The organism is Halorarum salinum, from assembly GCF_013402875.1.
Classification (GTDB): Archaea; Halobacteriota; Halobacteria; order Halobacteriales; family Haloferacaceae; genus Halorarum; species Halorarum salinum.
Map to the genome: position 1 here is coordinate 1,300,738 of NZ_CP058579.1, position 21,134 is coordinate 1,321,871.

Genomic DNA, 21,134 nt, shown 5'->3' on the forward strand with positions numbered 1-21,134 from the left:
CAGGCGGACGCCTTCGAAAGCCCCCGCGGGTGTCGACTCTCGCGCCACGTGGTCGTCCCGGTGCGACGTCGAACGCCGTCGACACCTCCCGAGGGTTCAAGTACCGGAACGGAACCAGACCGTCGCGTGACGTGACCGTCGTCGCGCGGCGTCTCGCGGTTGTGCGACACGGCGCCGCGCGCTCGGCGTCGACCGCCGCCGTCGACGCACCCCGTGTCGCCTGTCAGCCCGAACGGCGCGGACGCCGCCGAACGCAACCCTTACCGACGGGCCGGCGGAACTCCCGGCCATGCGCGACAACTTCGAGGTCCGCGACCAGGACGCCGCGGGCCGACTCGGGGAGCTGACCGTCCCCCGGGCGGGGGTCACCGTCGAGACGCCCGCGCTCCTCCCGGTCGTCAACCCGAACCTCCTCACCGTCGAACCCGCGCGCCTGGAGTCGGAGTTCGGCGCGGAGATCCTCATCACCAACTCCTACATCGTCCGCAACGACGACGACCTCCGCGAACGGGCCGAGCGCGAGGGGCTCCACGAGATGCTCGGCTTCGAGGGCGCCATCATGACCGACTCGGGGAGCTTCCAGCTCGCCGAGTACGGCGAGATCGACACGACGACCCGCGAGATACTCGCATTCCAGCGCGAGATCGGGAGCGACGTCGGCACGCCCGTCGACGTCCCGACGCCGCCGGACGCCTCCCGCGAGCGGGCCGAGGCCGACCTGGAGACGACGGCCGAGGCGCTCGCCGACGCAGCGACCGTCGACGTCGGCGACATGCTGGTGAACGCCCCGGTCCAGGGCGCCACCTACCCCGACCTCCGCGAGCGCGCCGGCCGCGAGGCCGCCGCGACCGACTTCGACGTGTTCCCGGTCGGCGCGGTGGTGCCGATGCTGAACGCCTACCGCTACGACGACATGGTGGACGCCGTCGCCGCGGCCAAGCGCGGTCTCGACGCGGACTGCCCGGTCCACCTGTTCGGCGCCGGCCACCCGATGATGTTCGCGCTGGCGGTCGCGCTCGGCTGCGACCTCTTCGACTCGGCGGCGTACGCCCTCTACGCCCGCGACGGCCGCTACCTCACGGTGTCCGGAACCGAACACCTGGACGACCTCGAGTACCTCCCGTGTTCGTGCCCCATCTGCCACGAGTACGACCCCGCCGGGCTGCGTGCGGCGGACGGCGACGAGCGGGAGCGCCTGCTCGCGGAACACAACCTCCACGTCACGTTCGAGGAGATGCGCCGCGTGAAGGGGGCGATCCGCGACGGCGACCTGCTCGAACTCGTCGAGCAGCGCGCCCGGTCACACCCGGCGATGCTCGACGGCTACCGCGCGCTGCTGGACCACGCCCCCCAACTGGAGCGCGAGGACCACGCGAGCAAGGGGACGTTCTTCGCCGTCTCCCACGAGTCGGCGCGGCGACCCGAGGTGCGCCGCCACCAGGACCGGCTGGACAGGCTGGCCGTCCCCGACCGCCTGCTCCTCTCGGAGTACGGCGCGCCCTCGGGCCACGGGTACGACGAGGTGTGGCGGGTCGTCCCGCCGTTCGGCCCGTTCCCCCGCGCGCTCTCGGAGACGTACCCGCTCACCGCGGAGACGCCCGACCGGACCGACGCGGCAGCCGAGCGGGCCGCCGCGGAGGGGGTGGCCGCGCTGGTCGCCGCGAACCCGGACGCCGACGTCACACTGGCGCACGACGGCTGGCACGGCGACGCGCTCGCGCTCGTTCCGACGTCCGTGACGCTGGAGGACCTCTCCGCGCTGGGCGAGCGTAACGAAAGCCCCTAACCCGTCCATCGCGCACGGCCGGGCATGACCGACTACTTCGAGATCCACGAGCGGGACGGCGCCGCCCGACTCGGGGAGCTCCGGCTCTCCTCGCCGGTGACCACTCCGGCCCTGGTGGACGGGGAGGCGGAGCGCGCCGCCGGGGACGGGACGGGGACGCGCGTCCCGCTCCGCGACGCGGGCTCGCTCTGGGGCGCCGACCGCGAGGTGCCCGAGGGGGACTCCGACGCCCTGACGGTGCTTCCCCACCGGGCGTTCCCCGCGGGCACGCGCGACCCGGTCGTGGAGTCGTTCGCCGTCGAGTACCCCGACGTCGACGCGCCGACCGCGGCCGTCGTCAAGAGCGACGCGGCGGGGGCGGCCGGCGCCGCCGGGGCGCCGGTGGACGCATACGTCCTCGCGGACGCGCAGGGGTTCGTCGGCCACGCCTCGGCGTTCGTCGACGCCGTGATCGCCGTGCGCGAGGCCGTTCCTGCTGACACCGCGCTGTATCTCTCGGGAGTGGCGACGCCGGCCAACGCCGCGACGCTGGCGTACGCGGGCGTCGACCTGCTCGACGCGAAGCGGGCGCGGATCAAGGGGTCACAGGGGAAGTATCTCGCGACCGACGACGAACGCTTCCTCGAGGACCTCGAGGAGCTACCGTGCTCGTGTCCGGCGTGCCAGGTGCCGCGCGAGGAGTTCGACCGGCTCGACTGCGAGGAGCACAACGTGAACGTGCTTGCAGGCGAACTCCGCCGGGTCCGCCAGCGGATCCAGGAGGGCCGCCTGCGCGACTACGTCGAGGGGCAGGCGCGCCACGAGCAGTGGCTCACCGCGACGTTCCGCGAACTGGACGGGCAGTACGGCTACCTGGAGGAGCGGACGCCGCTCGTCCGGGATTCCGAGCTGACGGCGGCGACGGAGGACACCCTCCGGCGGGTGGAGATCCAGCGGTTCGCCGAGCGCGTCACCGGGCGGTACGTGAACCGCTTCCGGAACCCGCTGGTGCTGGTGCCGTGCTCGGCGACGAAGCCGTACTCCGAGAGCCAGAGCCACGCGCAGTTCCACGACGCCGTCCAGTACCGGGCGCACCTCGCGTCGATGACCTCGCCCATCGGGGTCGTGCCGCAGGAACTCGAACTCACCTACCCCGCACAGCACTACGACACCGTGGTGACCGGGCGGTGGAGCGAGGACGAGAAGGAGTTCGTGGCCGCGGTGCTCGGCCGGTACCTCGAGCGGAACGAGTACCCGCGCGTGATCGCGCACGTCCCCGACGAGGGCTACCGCGACATCTGCGAGCGCGTCGAGGCCGACGTCGACGTCCCGTTCGAGTACACCGTCGAGGAGCACCCGACGACGACCGACTCGATCTCGAACCTGATGTCGACGCTCGAGGGCGAGTTGAAGTACGGCAAGCGCGAGCGCCAGCACAACACGGTCCGCGCGCTGGCCGACTACATGCTCGGCGACGGGGCCGGCGACGACCTGTTCGACGAGCTGAACACGACCAGCCGCTACCCCAAGCTCCAGGTCCGCGACGACGCCGGCGAGCAGCTGGCGACGATGGTGCCCAACTACGGCGTGCTCGCGTTCACGCTCGCGGGCGCCCGGCGGTGGGTCGAGAGCGACGCGCCGACGAAGCGGGTGGAGATCGACGACTTCGTCCCGCGCGGGAGCGTGCTCGCGCCGGGCGTCGTCGACGCCGACGGGGGGATCCGCGTCGGCGACGAGGTCGTCGTCGAGGGGCCGTCGGCGTTCGCGGTCGGACGGGCGCGGATGTCCGGCCCGGGGATGCGCTCGTCGACGCGCGGGGAGGCCGTGCAGGTGCGCCACGCCGAGGAGCGCTGACCGTAGTCGTCGTCGCTTTTTTCTGGCACCGGACGGAATGACGGCCGGCGCTGGACGATATCACTACATCCGACGAGTACGGGTCAATGCGGGCGGAGACTACCGCATTGGTCCGTTACGTTCCGATCTCTCCACCGGCTTCGCCGGAGACGGTTACGGTTCCATCCGATGGAGGCGGGGAGGACGTACCGTCGTCATCGTCATCATCGCCTCTACTCCCACCGCCGCCTCCGCCATCGGAGTTGTCGTCATCGTCGTCGTCGGAAGTCTCCGTCGGCGTGCCCGAATCGGGGGGGTCGGTCGGTGTGTTGTCATCGGGGGTCTCTCTTGGCGTGTCGTCGTCAGGGGTGCTCGTCTGAGGCGCCGGCGATTCGGTCCCTGGTTCGTCGATTGGCGCCTCCTCGCCAAGACGCGGGACTGCGTCTCCACAGCCGGCGAGCGGGACGGCGGCCAGCACGGCCAGGACGCTACGGCGCTTCATCGGCTCAGGCGCTCACGTCGACGGTGATGAAGTACTCGCTGGACCGGAAGTCGTCTTCCGGCGACCACGACTTGGTTGGGTCGGACGAGACGTTCGCGTGGGTCGCGCCACCGTACGAGGCGTTCGCCACGAACTCGAACGTATCGCCATCGAACTCGTCTTCGTCGATACGGAAGACGAGCTTCTCGCCGTCTTTCTCGCCCGTGAAGTCCGGAGACGTGCTGTAGTCGTCACGGTTGTCGTTCTCGGTGAAGATCCCGTCCGCAGACGACCAGTTCACCTGGAAGTCCCACCGACCACTCTGGTCGACGTCGAACCCGAGGCCGACGTTCGCATGAGGCTCATCCCCGTCCGACCAAGGTTCGTCGAGAAGCACGGTGAACACGCGCTCGTCACCGTCATGGTGGCCGTAGACCGAGAGGACGCCCTCGGTTTCCACGTCCGCTTCCGCGTTCTCGGGCGAGATACCGATGAGTTCCGCACTCACGATCTGCCCGCCGGCGTCACCCTCGGGCTCGGCGTCTTCGGGGATGTTCTGCATCGCCACCGACAGGTCCGTCTTGACGTCGCCCGTAACGCCGTAGTTGTCCTTCGTTTCGATCGTGACCTTCAGGCGAAGGGATACATCGTCGACGACGTTCTTCTCACCGTCTTCGGTCTCCTCGAACAGGCTGGCATCGAGCCCGTCGTGTGAGAGCAGGTCGGCCTCGAGGCGGCCCACCTTGAGACCGCTCTGACTCTGCCCGCCGATGGTTTCATCGGAGAAGGTTGCGTCGTCGCCGCCCAGCGTCTGCCAATCGTATCCCGACGCCTGGACGTCGCCGTCGGGTTCGTACTTCGCCTGAAGTTCGACCGTCGACTTCGTAGCTGGCGATTCGAGGCCCCGGTACCCGTACTGGACGTCCTTGGCCCAGACGTCGATCCGCTCGAGCGTCCCGTCGTCGCTTTTGCCGGTGATGTCGGTCGCCGAAACCGTGTAGTCCTCGATCTCGGCGGCAGCCCCGCCGCTGAAGAGGGCCACACCGCCGAGTCCTGCCGCAACAATACCTCCACTAACTTTCAGTAAGCGCCTTCGTTCCATGGTTGTCTGACTCAATCGAACCCCACTACAGGAGCCGCACGCTCGAGTCGGGGCGTGCGAATGCCCGGTCGTCGTCGCGAACGACGTGCGAGCAGGCACGGTGCCACTCGAACCGGGTGACGCTGGACGCTACGCTCGCGCGTTCGTTTCTCGGAGCAAATCACGCCGGCTGGTGTCCGCCGCCGGTTATCCACCTCCTGCTGGATTCGCCGTCGACGTGACTCGCTGCGTTTGCCGCACCCTGAACCTGCCAGGATCCGTTGTGACGGGCGCGTCGGCTCCGATCTGGTATACAACCGATTGGCAAATGAACTCATATCTTATTGGTTTCTACATCAACCAGTAGCTATCTGGACAGTATTGTTACAGGCCGCCTATACCGCCGACGGCGTGTTCAGGCCGGCCAGATCCGGAGCCATATTTGACTCCTGTGTCCGAAAGAGCAGTTTTCTCGAGTGGCTGGCTCCCGAGCACCCGTGCATGAAGAAGCCTCGAAAATCGGCCCGGAGGTCGCGTCGGGACAACTGCCCGGGGCCGTCCTCCGTGACGTCATCGACGCGCTGGCAACTCCCTCGCCACGATTTCCAAACCTCAGCGCGCCCGTACGGGTGCGCCACGCCGAGGAGCGCTGACCGTAACGCCGTCCCTGGATTTCCTTTCACGCTGCGGCGGTGTTGACAGATGGCTAAGGATTAAGGTCCAACGACATGTAATTCAGATTGATGGTAGATTCTACAGGAACCACCGGGGCCTTGCAGGGGAGCGAGGGGGACGACGACCTGGACTGGGCGGTCGTCAACTCGCTGATCCAGGCACAGGACTTCACGTCCCGGGCCCTCCAGTCGTACCTCCTACGGACCCGGTATCGGGAGGACGCGTCGCCGGAGAGCGCGACCCGACACATCGAGGAGGCGATCGACCGGCACCGTCGGATCATCGAGGACCTGACGCTCGCCCGCGAGAGCATCGAGACGCTGACCGAAGAGGCGGACTGATCGAGGGGACGCCGACGGGGGGACGCGGTCGGTTTCCGTCCCGCCGGAACCCCCAACCGAGCGTGACCGGATTGCAATATTTGTTTCATCGTATCAACGTTGATTTCGCAAACGGGAGTATTTTAGTCGGGACGCCTCCTTGGCCCGGTAATGAGGCTCACGTCCCCGACGGATTTCGAGATCCTGGAGGCGCTCTCCGACGGGAAGCGCAACAATGCGGCGAACCTCTCGTACGTGCTCGACAAGAACCGGTCGTACATCAACACGCGGCTGCCGGTGCTGGCGGACTACGGCCTCGTCGAGCGCGTCGGTCCGGCGCCCAACAGCGGGCTCTACGAGATCACCGAGCGCGGGCTGGCGGCACACGAACTGCGGGACCGATACGGCGAGGATAACTTCGAGGACCTGCTGGCCGAGCAGGTCGCCGACTGAGCCGTCGGTCGACCGCTCCGCGCCGCGTTCGCCGCCGGCGCGTGCCCTCCCACCCGCCACCCGGCCGGCCGCCCGATCTCCTCCGCAGGCGTCCGATCTTCTCCGCCGGCGTCCGATCTCCTCCGTGGGCGTCTGATTTCCTCTGTGGGCGTCCGTCGCCCTCCATCCTCGTCTCCCCCGGGTTTCGCCCGCGAGGCGCACCTCCCGTCCACCGGTCGGGCCGGGACGAACGTTTTTCATACTATCGGTATATACCATCAGGTATGCAGACGTTCAGTGGGAGCGGAGCCGGGCCCGATCGTCCGGGAGGGGACCGATGCGGCTGGTAGAGCCGACGGACTTCGAGGTGCTCGCGTTCCTCGAGTCGCACGGCCGGAACAACGCCATCAACATCTCGACGGGGCTGGACCGCGACCGGTCGTACGTGAACACGCGCCTGCGGGCCCTGGAGGACCTGGGCCTGGTCGAGCGCGTCGGCCCGGCGACGAACTCGGGGTTGTACGAATTGAGCGCCCGCGGGCGCGCGGCGCTGTCGGTCCGGGACCGCTACCGCGAGGCGGGCACCGACTTCGAGGCGCTCGTCGAGGCGACGCTGGCCGACGAGTAGCCCGTCGAACCGTGGGCCTCGCGGGTCGGGCGGGTGGATATTTTCAGCCGAAATCGACCGACAGAAGGGCGTTATTAGGGGAATACCCCGATGGACAAACTGGTAGGATTCCCATAATGTTAAGTGAGCCCCTTCGGATACCGTTGGTATGTGCGAATGGGATATACACGTGGTCATGAAGCTCCCATTCGGACATGACAAGCAAATATGACCAAGAAAACATCGCAACGCGAAAAGGCGCGCGCGGTCATCCTCGCGGCGCTCATGGTCCTCTCCGTGATGGTGGGGACGGTGGCGCTATCCGGGGGGGCTGCGGCGGCTGCAAACAGCCTGACGGCTACTTCGTCAGGACCGTATCAATCGGGGAACTCGGTCAGCTTCGAGTTCACTCCTGATGATAGTGATACAGATGTACAGGTCTGGATTGACGCCGACGGTAGTGGCGATTATCAGACTAGTGAGACAACAAAAACGATCTCCAGTGACCAGCTAACAGCGACTGAGACGTACGCTGGTAGCATCCAGCTCGCTACTGACGCTGCTGAAGGAACGGGCTACCAGATAGCTGTCGTTCAGCAAGGTAGTGCTCTCAGTGGTGGAGAAACTCCTGACAGTACGAGCGGTACGTTTGAGGTTGATAACACCGCGCCGACCATCTCGGATTACTCCGTGACGAACCCGAGTGGACAGGATGTCACGGTCTCGGTCACGGCTGACGAGCAGCTCTCGGCCGTGAGTGCGACTGTCTCCGGTGCGGAGGATGGCAGTCTCTCCGGCATCGGTGAGAACTTCGACGAAACCGACAACACTGACGGTACTTACACCTACGAGGCTACCTACACGGGTAGCAGCGATGGTGACTACACCGTCACGCTCAATACGGCAGCCGACGCCGCGGGCAACGACGGTTCGAGCTCAGAGTCCGGAACTGTATCCGTTGACACCACCGGACCTTCGGTGACGTACAACTCGCCGACGGATCTCACGAACGAAAATCAGCCGACGATTACGGTTGACGTGACCGACGACGGCAGCGGGGTAGACGCGAACTCCATCACGGTGACCGTCGATGACCAGGCTGATGACAACGTCGAAATCGACGCCGCTGGGACAGGGACGACCGGCGTGTCTTACAACTCTGGAACACTGACCGTCGATGTCTCGGAGGGAGGCGTCACGCTTGACGACGGCGATGTCGACGTGTCGGTGAGCGCCGACGACAACTATGGAAATTCGAATTCCATCTCGAACACGGGCGCGTTCACGGTCGACACGACTGGTCCGACCATTCAGGACGCAGTTACGCATGACCTGGACAATAACGGTGAGGTCGACCAGATCTCGCTTACGCTCTTGGACGACACCAATGAATCGACCATCGACGCCGGCGACTTCGAAGTCGCCGGTGCATCGGTGGACGGTGTCGAAGTTGGTGACTCGGTCAACCTGTCCGTCTCCGGCCTCGGCGTCGACACGGCCGTCACGCCGCAGGTTAATCTGACCGCTAACTCGATCGAAGACGGAGTCGGAAACTCCATTGAGTCCAAGCAGGAGTACACGGAAACGTCGGATGGTGCCGCGCCGGCTCCGGTCGACATGACCGGTCCCGAGTTCGGCACCTACGGGTCGGGTGAGTCGCTCGACTTCGAGGTCGAATACTCCGAGAGTGTGAGCCTCACGAACGACGTGAACCTCAACCTCTCCATCCCCGGCGTTCCGCAGTCTGATGCGCTTCTGATTGCGGGCACCGGCGACTCGAACTCGAACCTGACCTTCACCTACACTCTCGAAGATGACGACGGTGTGGGTTCGGTCGACTACAACAGCACTTCGTTCGAACTTGGTAGCGAAGGCGCCCTCGAAGATATGAGTGGCAATTCGAACGACGCTGTCCTCGATTTCTCTGGTGTTGAAGCGGACCTCTCCGAAGTCGCGATCGACACGGACAAGGCGAACCCCGTCTCCGTCGACCAGCCGAACTCGGAGACTAACAAGACGACCGATGGCACGCTGGACGTCACGTACCGGTACGCGGACGATAACCCGTCCGACGTTCAGATCGTCCTGAACGACACAGCTGACGAGACCGATAACTTCGTCTACGATGTAGACGACTCGAAGTACAGCAACGAGAACAACGCGAAGACAGTCACGCTCGACCTTGACGAGATCTCGGAGAGTTCGGCCTCCGACGTGAGCAACCTGGAAGGGTCTTACGCAGTGAAGGTCGTCGTGACCGACACGCTCGGTAACACGAACTCCACGCAGACTGGTTCGGACGTCGTCATCATCGACGACGAAGCGCCGGACCTCAGTGGAGGACTCTCGGACATCGACAACACCGACCCGGCGACGAGCTTCAACGTCTCTGTCGCTAGACAGGGATCCGTTGATGTCGACCCGAGTACCATCGAGGTCAACGTCACGGAGTCCGATGGGACCGAACACGTCCTGACGACGGCCGAGAGCGGTGTCACCTACGATGCGGACGCCGACAAGGTCGAAGTCAGCGGTCTCACCTACGCTGACGGCGTTACCCAAGTCAACGTCTCGGCGGAGGACTACGTCGGCAACGGTGCCGAGAGAAACGGCGAACTGACTTTCGAGATCAACGACGAAGTCCCGTCTATCACTTCGGTGGAAGCCGAAGCGGGATCCGATGAGGTCACGGTGTCCTTCTCGGAACCTGTCCACGCGGACGATGATGGACTCAGTGCTGACGACTTCGCGTACGAAGACGTCAACAGTGGTAGTGCGACGCAGATCGGTTCCGTCTCTGACGTGACGGAGCCGACGAGCACCGTCACGATCACGCTCGACGCCGCGGTCGATGCGAACGACCTCGGCAACGACACCATCTCCGCCCGCGAGGGCGCGATCAACGACTCTGCTGACACGCAGGTCGACACGACGACGGTCGCGCTTGACGACACCACGCCCCCGGCCGAACCAGACATCACGGCCGGGTCCGTGACGGCGCAGAACGAGGGCGAGTACACTGTGACGGTCACCGCCGACGGTGACACGGTCGACACGGTTAACGTCGCAGTCAAGAACTCGTCCGGCGATGTCTACGCCGAGAACAACTCCGTCGACATCTCTTCGGACTCCGCGGACGTCCAGTTCGACCTCACGGGTCTCGAAGAGGGTGACGTCACCATCGTGGCCGAGGTCACCGACCGCGGTGTCGATGAGACGAACGACGCCTCCGTGAGCACGGTCAAGGACAACACATCCGCGACCATCACGGAGGTACAGGCTGACGCTGGTGACGAGTTCCTCTACGTCACGTTCAGTGAGGAGGTCACTGGCGCTACCAGTACGGGCGCGTACAGCTTCGAGAACCTGTCGGTGATCGATGTTTCGGAGTTCACCCCCGAGCAGAACACCTACAGCGTCATGCTCGACGATTCGGTCGAGCCCGGTGACTTCAACAACGAGAACGTCACGGTCGCCGCTACGTCGGGAATCACCGATGTTAACGGCACCGAGGCTGACACGTCCGAAGTTCAGCTAACGGACGATGAAGAGCCGTTCATGATCTCGGCCACGACCGAGAACGGTTCTGACACGGTCGAACTGACCTTCTTCGAGAGGGTCTACAACGGCTCCAACGGTGCTCTCTCCGCTGAGAACTTCACGTACGTGAACAAAAGCGGCGAGAACTACGAGATCGAATCCGTCGATCACTCCGCGGGTGCTATATCCGCGACGGTCACTCTCAACAGTTCACTCACCGCCAACGACATCGGCAGTGACGTGATCCTTGGGACCTATGACGACTCGCAGGATAACCGGGCGGACGGGGTCGGCCAAGTCATCACTGATGATGTGGATATCACCGATGTCGAACTGAGCAACCTCTCTGACGGCACAGTGCAGGTTCAGTTCAACTCCTCCGAGGAGCTGGCAGACTTCACTGCAACGCTTGAGAGCGAACACACGATGCTCGAGCAGGAGAACGTCGACGAGACTTTCGACATCGAGGATGCGTCCGTCGAGCAGAACGGTGACAAGTACACCTACACGGTGAACTACACCGTTCCGCGCGACGGTAGCTACGAACTCAATCTCGAGAGCATCGAGTCGGTTAGCGGAACCGAAGCCAGCGACGACTCGGTAGACGACCATGTTGTCGTTGACTACGAGGACCCGCATCCTGTTGATGCGGAAATCGTTGAAGCTGACGGCGAGACAACCACTATCGCTGTTCAGTTCAATGAACCTGTCAATCTGAATGACAGGGAGAAATTCCTGTCCCTCGAACAGGTTGGTTGGGGTTCCTACGAGATCACCTTGGCAGGCACTCTCCCCACTGGTGACGAACAGGTCACCCAGTTCGATCCCGATGATGGTTTCGAACTGACTGGTGACTACTCCGAACTCTCGGACGAGCAGGTCGTCATCAACACGATCGAACTCGACTTCACGGAAGGCGTGAACTTCGTCTCCGTGCCGGCCGAGTTCGGCTCGCTCGACATCGAGAACTCCGAGTTCCCGAACAGCGAGGTCACCAGCATCATGACCTACGACGATGGTGAGTGGCACTCCTTCAACCCCGAGAAGCCCAGCGACGAGCAGGACTTCACGGAACTCGAAGGTGGCCAGGGGTACATCATTAACGTTGCCTCGGACGACACGGTCGACGTGACCGTCCGCAACGAGAACCCCGGCACCACCGCCGAGGATGCCACACCCGGTGACCAGCAGCTCGAGGAAGGCTGGAACCTGGTCGGTCACTGGCAGGAGGGCTCCCAGTCGACGGACGTCGCACTCGGTACCATCTCCGAGAGCAGTTCGACGAACGTCTGGGGTCAGAACTCCGCCGGTAAATTCAGCTACGAATCCGTGAGCACCTTCGAACCCGGCGAGGCCTACTGGGTCTTCGTCGAGGACGACGAGGTCTACACGGCAGCTGAATACGAGATCGAGAAGGCCAGCTAATCGCGAAGCGCAATCTGACTTCCAAATTTATTTGGGGGTAATCAATAACAGATGACACAACAAATGATACGGAAGACATCCGCGCTTCGTGTACTCGCAGCCGTCACCATCGCGTTGATGGTCGCGACAGCCGGCGCCGGGTCCGTCGCCGCAGTTCCGGATCCTCCCCACGAGGTGTTCGGGACCGTCACGGACCAGAAGGGTAACGCTGTCTCCGGTGTGTCGGTGACGGTCTCCGACACGGATGGCGACTCGATCACCGCGACGACCAACTCGGACGGGTACTACGAGATCAAGTTCCCGGCTGAGGACGCCGATGATGGCGAGACTCTCACGGTGAAGGTGGAAGGGGCAGAGGAGACGACTGCCTTCTCCTCTGGCACTTCCGAGAGGATCGACTTCGACGGCGTTGAGGAGCCACCGACCGACAATCCGGTCGACGATGGTGACTCCGACGTCGAGAACGGTGGCGCGACCGTCGACCTCAGTGACGGTGACGGCAGCACCGGCAGCGTGACCGTCTCCGGCCTCCCAGCCGGGGCGAGCACGGTGACGGTGTACGAGGCGAACGCCCCGACCGGGGGCGCGCCCGCGCCGAGCAACAACGTCGCGGTCTACCTCGACATCGCCGCCGACGTGGACGTCTCGAACGACGTTACCGTCTCGGTGACCGTCGACGCGAGCGCGCTCGAGGACGCCGGTATCGCCACCGACGACGCGGTGCTGCTCCACTACACCGACGGCTCGTGGTCCGAACTCGGCACCGACGTGACGACCGACGGCGAGGACGTCACGCTCGACGCCACTGCGAGCGGCCTCTCGCCGTTTGCCGTCGCGCAGGCCGACGACGACGATGACTCCACCGGCGGCGGCAACACCGGCGGCGGTCAGACCGGCGGCGACGACGGTGACACCGACGACACGCCGACCGCAACGCCGGACGACGGCACCCCTGACGACGGCAGCACGCCGGACGATGGGACACCGGACGACGGCACCCCTGACGACGGGGCGCCCGTGGACGGCACGCCGGACGACGGCACGACCGACGTGACCTCGCCCGAACCCGACGACGACGGACCCGGCCCGCTGCTGATCGGCGGTCTGGTGATCGTGGTACTGGCCATCGCCGGCGCTGCGTACGTCGTCTACGGCCGCGAACAGGCATAGCCACCCGAACGACCAATTTTTCGGCGCCAACGACCCGCTACTGGCGAGTGGGGGTACGGGAACTCGTCCCTGCCCTACCCGCGAGATACCCTGCTGAGCGCTCGCACGACGGACACGTCAAAATTTAATATCTATCGGAATACTCGTCCCGCCATGCCGGCCGACGAGGCTGAACTCCCGGACCTGCGGTTGAAGTTTCCGGCGGGGCGATTCGAACAGCCCGTACTCAGGCTGATTGTCGCCGCGCAACTGTCCGTGGGGATAACGTCCCTCCTCGTGCTCCTCTACTGGTTCCACATCCTCGCGGGCGAACTGCGAGCCTCCGTGAGTACCTTCGACCAGTCCATCGAGATATTCGGGCTCGCGGTCATGATGGTGACGTTCGTGTTATTCCTCCACCAACTGTACGAGTAGGTGTTCACCGGCGTCTCCATCGCTCGTCTCGCTCGATTCGGTCCGGGCATTAGGTTTCTCGAGGCTACCCGTAATGGGATGTCCTCCACGGGACCGACCGCTCCCGGACGGACCGTCACTCCCCCCGTGCGTCGTCCCGGAGGTAGCTGTCGATGACGTAGAGGCCGAACGGCACCGTCCCGCAGACGACGGCGAACGCCGCCACCTCGACGCCGGCCTCTCCGAACCGGTCGATGTACAGCTGGACGCTCCCCCCGAAGACGTACGCGATGAGCACGAGCATTCCCAGCAGCAGGATCGCGAACCCGCCGAGGATGGCCGTGTACCACGCGATGAACAGCCGGAATCGATCGTGTGCCGTCCGCTTGGCGTCGGGAGTGGACATTATGAGGACGCTTCGGCTACCAGTTCGTGACCCGTCCGCATTGTTAGCCGGGGCGATTCGGCGACGTGGCCCCGATTAACCCGGCGGCCCCCCCGTCAGTGTACAGTAACTACTTTGACACGGGGCGTCCGACCTGCCGGCGTGACACCGACCCTCCGCCGCCTCCTCGCGGCCGCCCCCGGCGTCTTCGCCGTGGTCACCCTCCCTGCGGCGGCGCTCGCCGGACTGCTCGTCGGCCCCGACGCGGCCGCCGCCCTCGTCATCCTCGGCTGGTTACTCCTCACGCCGCTGTCGGCGATCCTCGTCGACGAGGTGTTCGGACTCGACGACGGCGACGAGGACCTCGAGCGCGTCGTCGACGCGTGGACCGAGTGGCGGGGCGAGGACGCGGACGACGCGGGGACGCCCGACCCCTCTCCCGCCTCCGGGAGCGGTACGCCGCGGGCGAGATCGACGAGGCCGAGTTCGAGCACCGCCTCGACCTCCTGCTCGAGACCGAGGACGCCGACGCGGCGACGGCCCGCGAGCGCCTCCGCGAGTGGGAGGGCTGGTGAACACGTCCGGCCCGGAGGTGTGCACCTCAAGGCGCGGTGAGACCATACAGGTGTCTCACGCTAGGCTAGAGAGTGCTGACCGCGGTTGCGTCCCTCTTCGCTCCGATCTGCGCCGGTACTGGTTAGCTTGCGAGCGGGACGAATGCTGACACACGGGAGCAGCGTTCTGGATGGGGCGGCAGTCCTCGCTCGCGCCCACCGCCATCGTCGAGTCTGCCGGTATTCGTATTTCCCCTGGTCGCCACGAGTGGAGGGCTTGGCCGTCTCCAAACTCCGTGTTACAGATCGAGCGACGTGGATAGCGGTGCTCGTGGGTAGAAACGGGCGGACATCGACACCAGACTCGGTCACAGCGCCGCAAGAACCACTCCATCTGTCTGTGGGTTACAGCTAGGGACATGATGGTGACGACGATATCCAGATCGGACCCCATCAAAACCGTGAGCAGAGACTGCCATTCGGCGATCCAGTGCTGCCAGACCGTTTCGTCACCCCATCATCGACCGCCGATCGGACTTCCAAACACGGCTACCTGCATGCGATTCCCGCCTACAGGATGGTGGGGGTTGCTCCGCGAGTACGAGGCGTACCCCGAGAGACTTGACCGGGACCGATTCTGCAGTCTCTCATTCGAGTACGGAATTCAGGCCAGGATCTCCTAGCTCCGATCCACAGAGGGAACTCGTGACGCTTGCGGAGGAACGCCTCCGTTTTGGATAAGACCTGACTCTACAGGCAACCTCGATGGACGCTCTCGACGCTATACATCACGTGAAACTGGGTCTGGCTTCGGCCCGAGATTCCTGACTTCCTCCGTGCCACGGTCGACGTCTCTGGTCGATAGGTTGTGGATGATCGCTGAGACGGAGACACAGTGTCCTCTAGGTGGTGAAGGCCGACTCGTCGGTGCGTGGTTGTGGCCGACTGGTACGATACGACAGGGGTGGGCACATGGTCACGGGGGTCGACCTCGATTCGAGGAGGCCGTGCCATACGCGCCAGTTTGCATCAGGAACTACTGTACAAATCTCGCCGATCACTTCATACAGCAAGCGGCGTTCGAACCACCCTCGACTTCCTACTCGAACCCGTGGATACCAGTGTCGAGACAGTCCACGTACTCCTCCGGGGACGAGAGAGCCCGCAAATCCCGAAACGGCCCGGTCGAAGCGGGTGACGGAATCACCGCTTCGACCGGACGATTACCGGCCGGAACGGCCCGGACTGATTGGGTGCACCGATGCTCGTCGACTGGGGCGTCCCGCCGTAGTGTCTCCACCGCAAACACTGATAGGTATAGACTGCATACGACCGTATGCACATGTCCAAGAGCATCCGGCTGTCGGAGGAGGCCTACGATCGCCTCGCCGCCCGCAAGCGGGAGGACGAGACGTTCTCCGAGGTCGTGCTCCGGATCGCCGGCGAACGATCCCTACTCGAACTCGCAGGGATTCTCGACGACGAGGAGGCCGACGCGCTGGCGGACGCGATCGACGAACGACGCGCTCGTCGCCGCAACGAGCTCGAGGGGATCGCCGAACGGCTACGTGAGGCGTAGCCGTGCTGCTCGACACGACGTTCCTCATCGACCTACTGCGGGGTGACGACGACGCGGTCGAGAAGGCTGTGGAACTGGAGGAGGATCTCGTCCAGCAGCGCCTCTCGGCGATGACGCTGTTCGAACTCTACCACGGCGTCGCTCGCTCGGACCAGTCCGAGGAGGAGCGAGCGACCGTCGAGGACGTCCTCGCCTCGAAGCCGATCCACCCCGCAGACGCCGCTGTCATGCGGAAAGGGGGACGTCTCTCGGGCGAACTCGCGAACGATGGGACGCCAATCGGCGACGGTGACGTCATCATCGGTGCGACCGCCGACATCGTCGAGGAGCCAGTACTGACGCGGAACGTCAAAGACTTCGAGCGGCTCGACGGCATCGAGATAGAGACGTACTGACGCCGGGACGGCTTGCGATCAGGCGGACGGCGCGTCGCCGACCGCCTGGGTCGAAACGACTAACGGGCGCTGTGTCAGTGACCCGATATGGTCTCCACGAGATACCCCGCCCTCGCCGGCCTGCTCGCCGGCGTCGCGACGCTCCGCGACCGACTCGTCCCGTTCGTCTACGCGTGGACCGACGCGGACGCGACGACGCTCGCCGCGTACTACTCGGTGACCACGTGGCTCGCGTTCTTGCTGGTGCCCGTCGCCGCCGTGACCGTCGGTTACGCCGGCGGACGAACCGCGGCCGACGCGGACCTCGACCTCGGTCGGGTCGGCCTCGTCTGTCTCGCGGCCGGCCTCGCTGCGTCGGTCGTCGCCATCGCCGTGAGCGTCCTCCTTCGACCCGACTCCGTCATGGCCACCACCGGCTTGCCTCTCCGGGCGGTGGGCTACGCGCACGCCGTCGTTCGGGCGCCCGCCATCGCCGCCGTCGCGACGGTGGCCGGGGTGGCGCTCGCGGCCGACCGGGCCGCCGCCTGACCGCGAAGCGAACGCATACAACCCTCCCGGCGCACCCTCGGGTATGGACGACGCAGGGACGCGCGTCGGCGTCGACGTGGGCGGCACGTTCACGGACCTCGTGACCGTCCGGGACGGCCGCGTCGACGTCGACAAGACGCCCTCGACCCCGGCGGCGCCCGAGGAGGGCGTGCTGACGGGGCTCCGAGACCTCGAGGCCCCGCTCGCCGAGGTCGGCTTCCTCGGTCACGGGACGACCGTCGCGACGAACGCCGTGCTCGAGGGCGAGTGGGCCGACACCGCCCTGGTCACGACCGCGGGCTTTTGCGACGCGCTGGAGATCGGTAGACAGGATCGCCCCGACATCTACGACTTCGCCGCCGAGAAGCCGACGCCGGTGGTCGAGCGCGACCGTCGGTACGGGGTGCCCGAACGGGTCGACGAGCGCGGCGAGGTGCTCACCCCCCTCGACGAGGACGCCGTCCGCGAGGTCGCCGCCGACCTCCGGGACGCGGGCGTCGACAGCGTCGCCGTCTCGCTGCTGTTCTCCTTCGAGTCCCCCGACCACGAGCGACGGGTCCGGGAACTCCTCCGCGAGGAGGGGGTCGACGCCTCGGTCTCGCTCTCCGCGGAGGTGCTCCCCGAGATCCGCGAGTACGAGCGCAGCCTCGCAACCTGCCTGAACGCCGCGCTGAAGCCGGTGATGGACGACTACCTCGGCGCGCTCTCGGCGGGCGCGGCCGGACTGGGCCTCGATGCACCCCTGCGCGTGATGGGGTCGAACGGCGGGCTGATGGCCGCCCCCGCCGCGCGCGAGCGCCCGGTGAACACCCTGCTCTCGGGCCCCGCGGCGGGCGTCCGCGGTGCGACCCACGTCGCCGGCCGGCGCGGCGTCTCGGACCTCATCACGATGGACATGGGCGGCACCTCCTGTGACGTCTCGCTCGTGAGGGACGGCGACCCGCTCGTGACGACCGACACGGAGGTCGGCGATTACCCCGTCTCGGTCCCCACGGTCGACGTCCACACCGTCGGCGCGGGCGGCGGGTCGATCGCCGCGGTCGACGCCGGCGGCGCGCTCCGCGTCGGCCCCCGCTCGGCGGGCGCGGACCCCGGCCCGATCTGCTATGGCCGCGGCGGCACCGCGCCGACCGTCACCGACGCGCACCTCCTGCTCGGTCGGATCGACCCGACCGGCTTCCTCCCGGACGCGCTCTCCCGCGACGCGGCGGCGGTCCGCGAGGCGTTCGAGCCCCTGGCGGACGCCGTCGGCGGGAGCATCGAGGACGCCGCGGCGGGCGTCCTCGAGGTCGCCGACGCGAACATGGAGCGGGCGCTCCGGGTCGTCTCCGTCGAGCGCGGCTACGACCCCCGGGAGTTCGCGCTCGTCGCCTTCGGCGGCGCGGGGCCGCTCCACGCGACCGCGCTCGCGGACGCGCTGGACGTGCCGGAAGTGGTGATCCCCCGCGCCGCGGGCGTGCTCTCCGCGCTGGGGCTGCTCATCAGCGACGTCACCTACGACTACTCCACCTCGATGGTCCGCCGGTGGGGCGAGGTGTCGCCCGAGACCCTCGAGTCGACGTTCGCGGGGTTCGAGGTGGAGGGCCGCGAGGAACTCGCGGCGGCGGGCCACGACGAGGCCGACCGACGGTTCGAGCGCACGGTCGACCTCCGGTACGCCGGGCAGTCGTTCGACCTGGGCGTGCCCGTCGAGGGACCGGTCGACGCCGCCGAGCTCGACGCCGTCGTCGAGCGCTTCCACGAGGCCCACGAGCGCCGGTACGGCCACGCCTACCGCGACGAGCCGGTGGAACTCGTGACGGTCCGCCTGCGCGCCCGCGGCGTCGTCGACCCGCCCGACCTGGCAGTCGAGGACCGCGCGGGCGACCCCGACGACGCGGTCGACGACACCCGCGAGGTGCTGTTCGACGGCGACGCCTACGACGTGCCGGTGTACGACCGCGAGCGCCTGCCGACCGACGCGGCCTTCGACGGCCCGGCAGTCGTCGAGGGCGCCGAGAGCACCGTCGTCGTCCACCCCGACCAGACGGCCACCGTCGACGGCGACGCGAACCTCGTCGTCCGACCCGGGGGTGGCCGATGAGCGACGGACGCGACGCGGACGACGTGAACGGTGGGGACGACGCGAATGACGTGGGCGACGGACCTGGCGGGCACGACGCGAGCGACGGGAGCGTCGAGCACGACGCCACGACCGACCGCGCGGTCGACTCGGTGACCCTGGAGGTCGTCCGGAACGCCTGCGAGGCGGTCGCCGAGGAGATGAACGCGAACCTCGTCCGGACGGGCTACTCGCCGAACATCAAGGAGCGGCGGGACTGCTCGACCGCGCTGTTCGACGCCGACGGCGAGATGATCGCGCAGGCCGAGACGATGCCCGTCCACCTCGGCGCGATGCCGTTCTCCGTCGCCGCGGCGGTCGAGGCGTTCCCGCCGGAGACGCTCTCGCCCGGCGACTCGGTACTGCTGAACGACCCGTTCCGGGGCGGCGCGCACCTCCCGGACCTGACGCTCGTGACGCCGGTGTTCGACGAGTCGGGCGAGGACCTGCTCGCGTTCGCCGCGAACCGCGCACACCACGCCGACGTCGGCGGTTCCACCGCGGGCAGCGTCGCCGCCGACTCCACCGAGATCTACCAGGAGGGGCTGCGGATCCCCCCCGTCAAGTTCGAAGCCGGTGCCCGAGGCGGCACCGAGGACGCCGCCGAGGTGGGCGGTGAGGTCCGCGAGGACGTCCTCTCGATGATCCTCGCGAACGTCCGCACGCCCGAGGAGCGCCGCGGCGACCTCCGCGCACAGACCGCGGCGAACGCCACCGGTCGGCGCCGATTCCGGGAGATCGCGGCCGAGTACGGCGAGGACCTCGCGCCGGCGCTCGAGGAGATCAAGGACTACTCCGAGCGCCGGATGCGCGCGGAGATCGCCGAACTGCCGGACGGAACCTACGAGTTCTCGGACGTGCTCGACGACGACGGCCGGGGCAACGAGGACCTCCCGGTCGAGGTGGCCGTCGAGGTCGACGGCGACTCGGTCGTGGTCGACTTCGACGGGACCGCCGAGCAGACCGAGGGGCCCGTGAACGCCGTCTTCGCGGTCACCGCGTCGGCGACCTACTACGCGGTCCGGTGCGTGACGGACCCCGAGATCCCGCCGAACCACGGCTGTTACCGGCCGATCGAGATACACGCGCCCGAGGGGACCATCGTCAACCCCGACCCGCCGGCCGCGGTCGTCGGCGGGAACCTCGAGACATCCCAGCGCGTCACCGACGCCGTGCTCGGCGCGCTCGCGGGCGCCGACCCCGAGGCGGTCGTCGCGGCCTGCCAGGGGACGATGAACAACGTCACCTTCGGCGGGACGGACCCCCGGACGGGCGACCCCTACGCCTTCTACGAGACGCAGGGCGGCGGGTTCGGCGGCCGGGCGACCGGCGACGGGATGGACGGCGTCCACGTCCACATGAGCAACACGATGAACACGCCAGCCGAGGTGCTCGAGACCGCCTACCCGCTCCGCGTCGAGCGGTACGGCCTCCGGCCCGACTCGGGCGGTGCGGGCGAGTTCCGGGGCGGCCTCGGCCTGCGGCGCGACATCCGCGTCCGCGACCACGAGGCGCGGTTCAGCCTGCTCGCCGAGCGCCACGAGTCGCGGCCATACGGGCTCGCGGGCGGCGAACCGGGCGAAAACGGCGCGGCGTACCTGGTCGAGGACGACGGCGATGACCTCGAGAAGCTCGCGGCCAAACACACCCGCGACCTGCCGGCGGGCGCGGTCGTCAGCGTCCGGACGCCCGGCGGCGGCGGGTACGGCGACCCCGCGGACCGGGATCCCGACGCGGTCGCACGGGACCTGCGACTCGGGAAGCTCACGCCCGAGGCGGCCCGCGAGGCGTACGGCGACGCCGCAGCGGACCTCGTCGACGACTCCCGAGCGACGGGGGCCGCCCGCGACCGGTGACGAACGGCACGGAC

General features: G+C 66.7%; 17 protein-coding genes. 14 read left to right on the plus strand and 3 right to left on the minus strand.

Going from position 1 to position 21,134, the window contains the following annotated elements; all coding sequences use genetic code 11:
• The first annotated feature begins 289 nt into the window (after positions 1 to 289).
• Together tgtA and arcS are read left to right on the plus strand one after the other, a co-directional pair.
• Complete coding sequence (gene tgtA, locus HUG12_RS06155) at positions 290 to 1,786, plus strand: tRNA guanosine(15) transglycosylase TgtA (protein WP_179267924.1); 1,497 nt, start codon at positions 290 to 292, stop codon at positions 1,784 to 1,786.
• Positions 1,787 to 1,810: 24 nt separating this feature from the next.
• The gene (gene arcS / locus HUG12_RS06160; RefSeq protein WP_179267925.1) at positions 1,811 to 3,619 is read left to right on the plus strand and encodes an archaeosine synthase subunit alpha; all 1,809 of its coding nucleotides are present in this window, start codon (positions 1,811 to 1,813) and stop codon (positions 3,617 to 3,619) included.
• Between the two features lie 115 nt (positions 3,620 to 3,734).
• Here arcS and HUG12_RS06165 read toward each other — a convergent pair whose 3' ends face one another.
• On the minus strand, positions 3,735 to 4,100 hold the full coding sequence (locus tag HUG12_RS06165; RefSeq protein ID WP_179267926.1) for a hypothetical protein: 366 nt from the start codon (positions 4,098 to 4,100) through the stop codon (positions 3,735 to 3,737).
• Between the two features lie 4 nt (positions 4,101 to 4,104).
• Entirely contained in the window at positions 4,105 to 5,280 is a 1,176-nt protein-coding gene (locus tag HUG12_RS06170) for a hypothetical protein (protein WP_218836410.1), read from the minus strand.
• Positions 5,281 to 5,903: 623 nt separating this feature from the next.
• Here HUG12_RS06170 and HUG12_RS06175 point away from each other — a divergent pair.
• The 6 genes from HUG12_RS06175 to HUG12_RS06200 all read left to right on the plus strand — a co-directional run bounded on the left by HUG12_RS06175 (position 5,904) and on the right by HUG12_RS06200 (position 13,743).
• Positions 5,904 to 6,176, plus strand: coding sequence for a hypothetical protein (locus tag HUG12_RS06175; protein WP_179267927.1), 273 nt, complete (start codon positions 5,904 to 5,906; stop codon positions 6,174 to 6,176).
• Positions 6,177 to 6,326: 150 nt separating this feature from the next.
• Entirely contained in the window at positions 6,327 to 6,608 is a 282-nt protein-coding gene (locus HUG12_RS06180; protein WP_179267928.1) for a helix-turn-helix domain-containing protein, read from the plus strand.
• 316 nt (positions 6,609 to 6,924) lie between these two features.
• Entirely contained in the window at positions 6,925 to 7,215 is a 291-nt protein-coding gene (locus HUG12_RS06185) for a winged helix-turn-helix transcriptional regulator (protein WP_179267929.1), read from the plus strand.
• Positions 7,216 to 7,422: 207 nt separating this feature from the next.
• Positions 7,423 to 12,159 carry a beta strand repeat-containing protein gene (locus HUG12_RS06190; protein WP_179267930.1) on the plus strand — a complete coding sequence of 1,579 codons (4,737 nt, stop codon included), beginning with the start codon at positions 7,423 to 7,425 and terminating at the stop codon, positions 12,157 to 12,159.
• A gap of 63 nt (positions 12,160 to 12,222) precedes the next feature.
• Complete coding sequence (locus tag HUG12_RS06195) at positions 12,223 to 13,329, plus strand: carboxypeptidase-like regulatory domain-containing protein (protein ID WP_179267931.1); 1,107 nt, start codon at positions 12,223 to 12,225, stop codon at positions 13,327 to 13,329.
• A gap of 153 nt (positions 13,330 to 13,482) precedes the next feature.
• Complete coding sequence (locus HUG12_RS06200) at positions 13,483 to 13,743, plus strand: hypothetical protein (protein WP_179267932.1); 261 nt, start codon at positions 13,483 to 13,485, stop codon at positions 13,741 to 13,743.
• A 115-nt stretch (positions 13,744 to 13,858) separates the two neighbouring features.
• On the opposite strand, the gene HUG12_RS06205 is transcribed toward HUG12_RS06200, so the two are convergent.
• The gene (locus tag HUG12_RS06205) at positions 13,859 to 14,128 is read right to left on the minus strand and encodes a hypothetical protein (RefSeq protein ID WP_179267933.1); all 270 of its coding nucleotides are present in this window, start codon (positions 14,126 to 14,128) and stop codon (positions 13,859 to 13,861) included.
• Between the two features lie 371 nt (positions 14,129 to 14,499).
• On the opposite strand from HUG12_RS06205, the gene HUG12_RS22025 reads away from it, so the two are divergent.
• The 6 genes from HUG12_RS22025 to HUG12_RS06235 all read left to right on the plus strand — a co-directional run bounded on the left by HUG12_RS22025 (position 14,500) and on the right by HUG12_RS06235 (position 21,120).
• Positions 14,500 to 14,682, plus strand: coding sequence for an SHOCT domain-containing protein (locus HUG12_RS22025; RefSeq protein WP_345777006.1), 183 nt, complete (start codon positions 14,500 to 14,502; stop codon positions 14,680 to 14,682).
• 1,321 nt (positions 14,683 to 16,003) lie between these two features.
• Complete coding sequence (locus tag HUG12_RS06215; protein WP_179267934.1) at positions 16,004 to 16,240, plus strand: antitoxin VapB family protein; 237 nt, start codon at positions 16,004 to 16,006, stop codon at positions 16,238 to 16,240.
• A gap of 2 nt (positions 16,241 to 16,242) precedes the next feature.
• On the plus strand, positions 16,243 to 16,635 hold the full coding sequence (locus tag HUG12_RS06220; protein ID WP_179267935.1) for a type II toxin-antitoxin system VapC family toxin: 393 nt from the start codon (positions 16,243 to 16,245) through the stop codon (positions 16,633 to 16,635).
• An 87-nt stretch (positions 16,636 to 16,722) separates the two neighbouring features.
• Positions 16,723 to 17,163, plus strand: a complete 441-nt coding sequence (locus HUG12_RS06225; RefSeq protein WP_179267936.1) for a hypothetical protein — start codon at positions 16,723 to 16,725, stop codon at positions 17,161 to 17,163.
• 43 nt (positions 17,164 to 17,206) lie between these two features.
• The gene (locus tag HUG12_RS06230; RefSeq protein ID WP_179267937.1) at positions 17,207 to 19,246 is read left to right on the plus strand and encodes a hydantoinase/oxoprolinase family protein; all 2,040 of its coding nucleotides are present in this window, start codon (positions 17,207 to 17,209) and stop codon (positions 19,244 to 19,246) included.
• A 179-nt stretch (positions 19,247 to 19,425) separates the two neighbouring features.
• Complete coding sequence (locus HUG12_RS06235) at positions 19,426 to 21,120, plus strand: hydantoinase B/oxoprolinase family protein (RefSeq protein ID WP_246308187.1); 1,695 nt, start codon at positions 19,426 to 19,428, stop codon at positions 21,118 to 21,120.
• Positions 21,121 to 21,134: the final 14 nt, after the last annotated feature.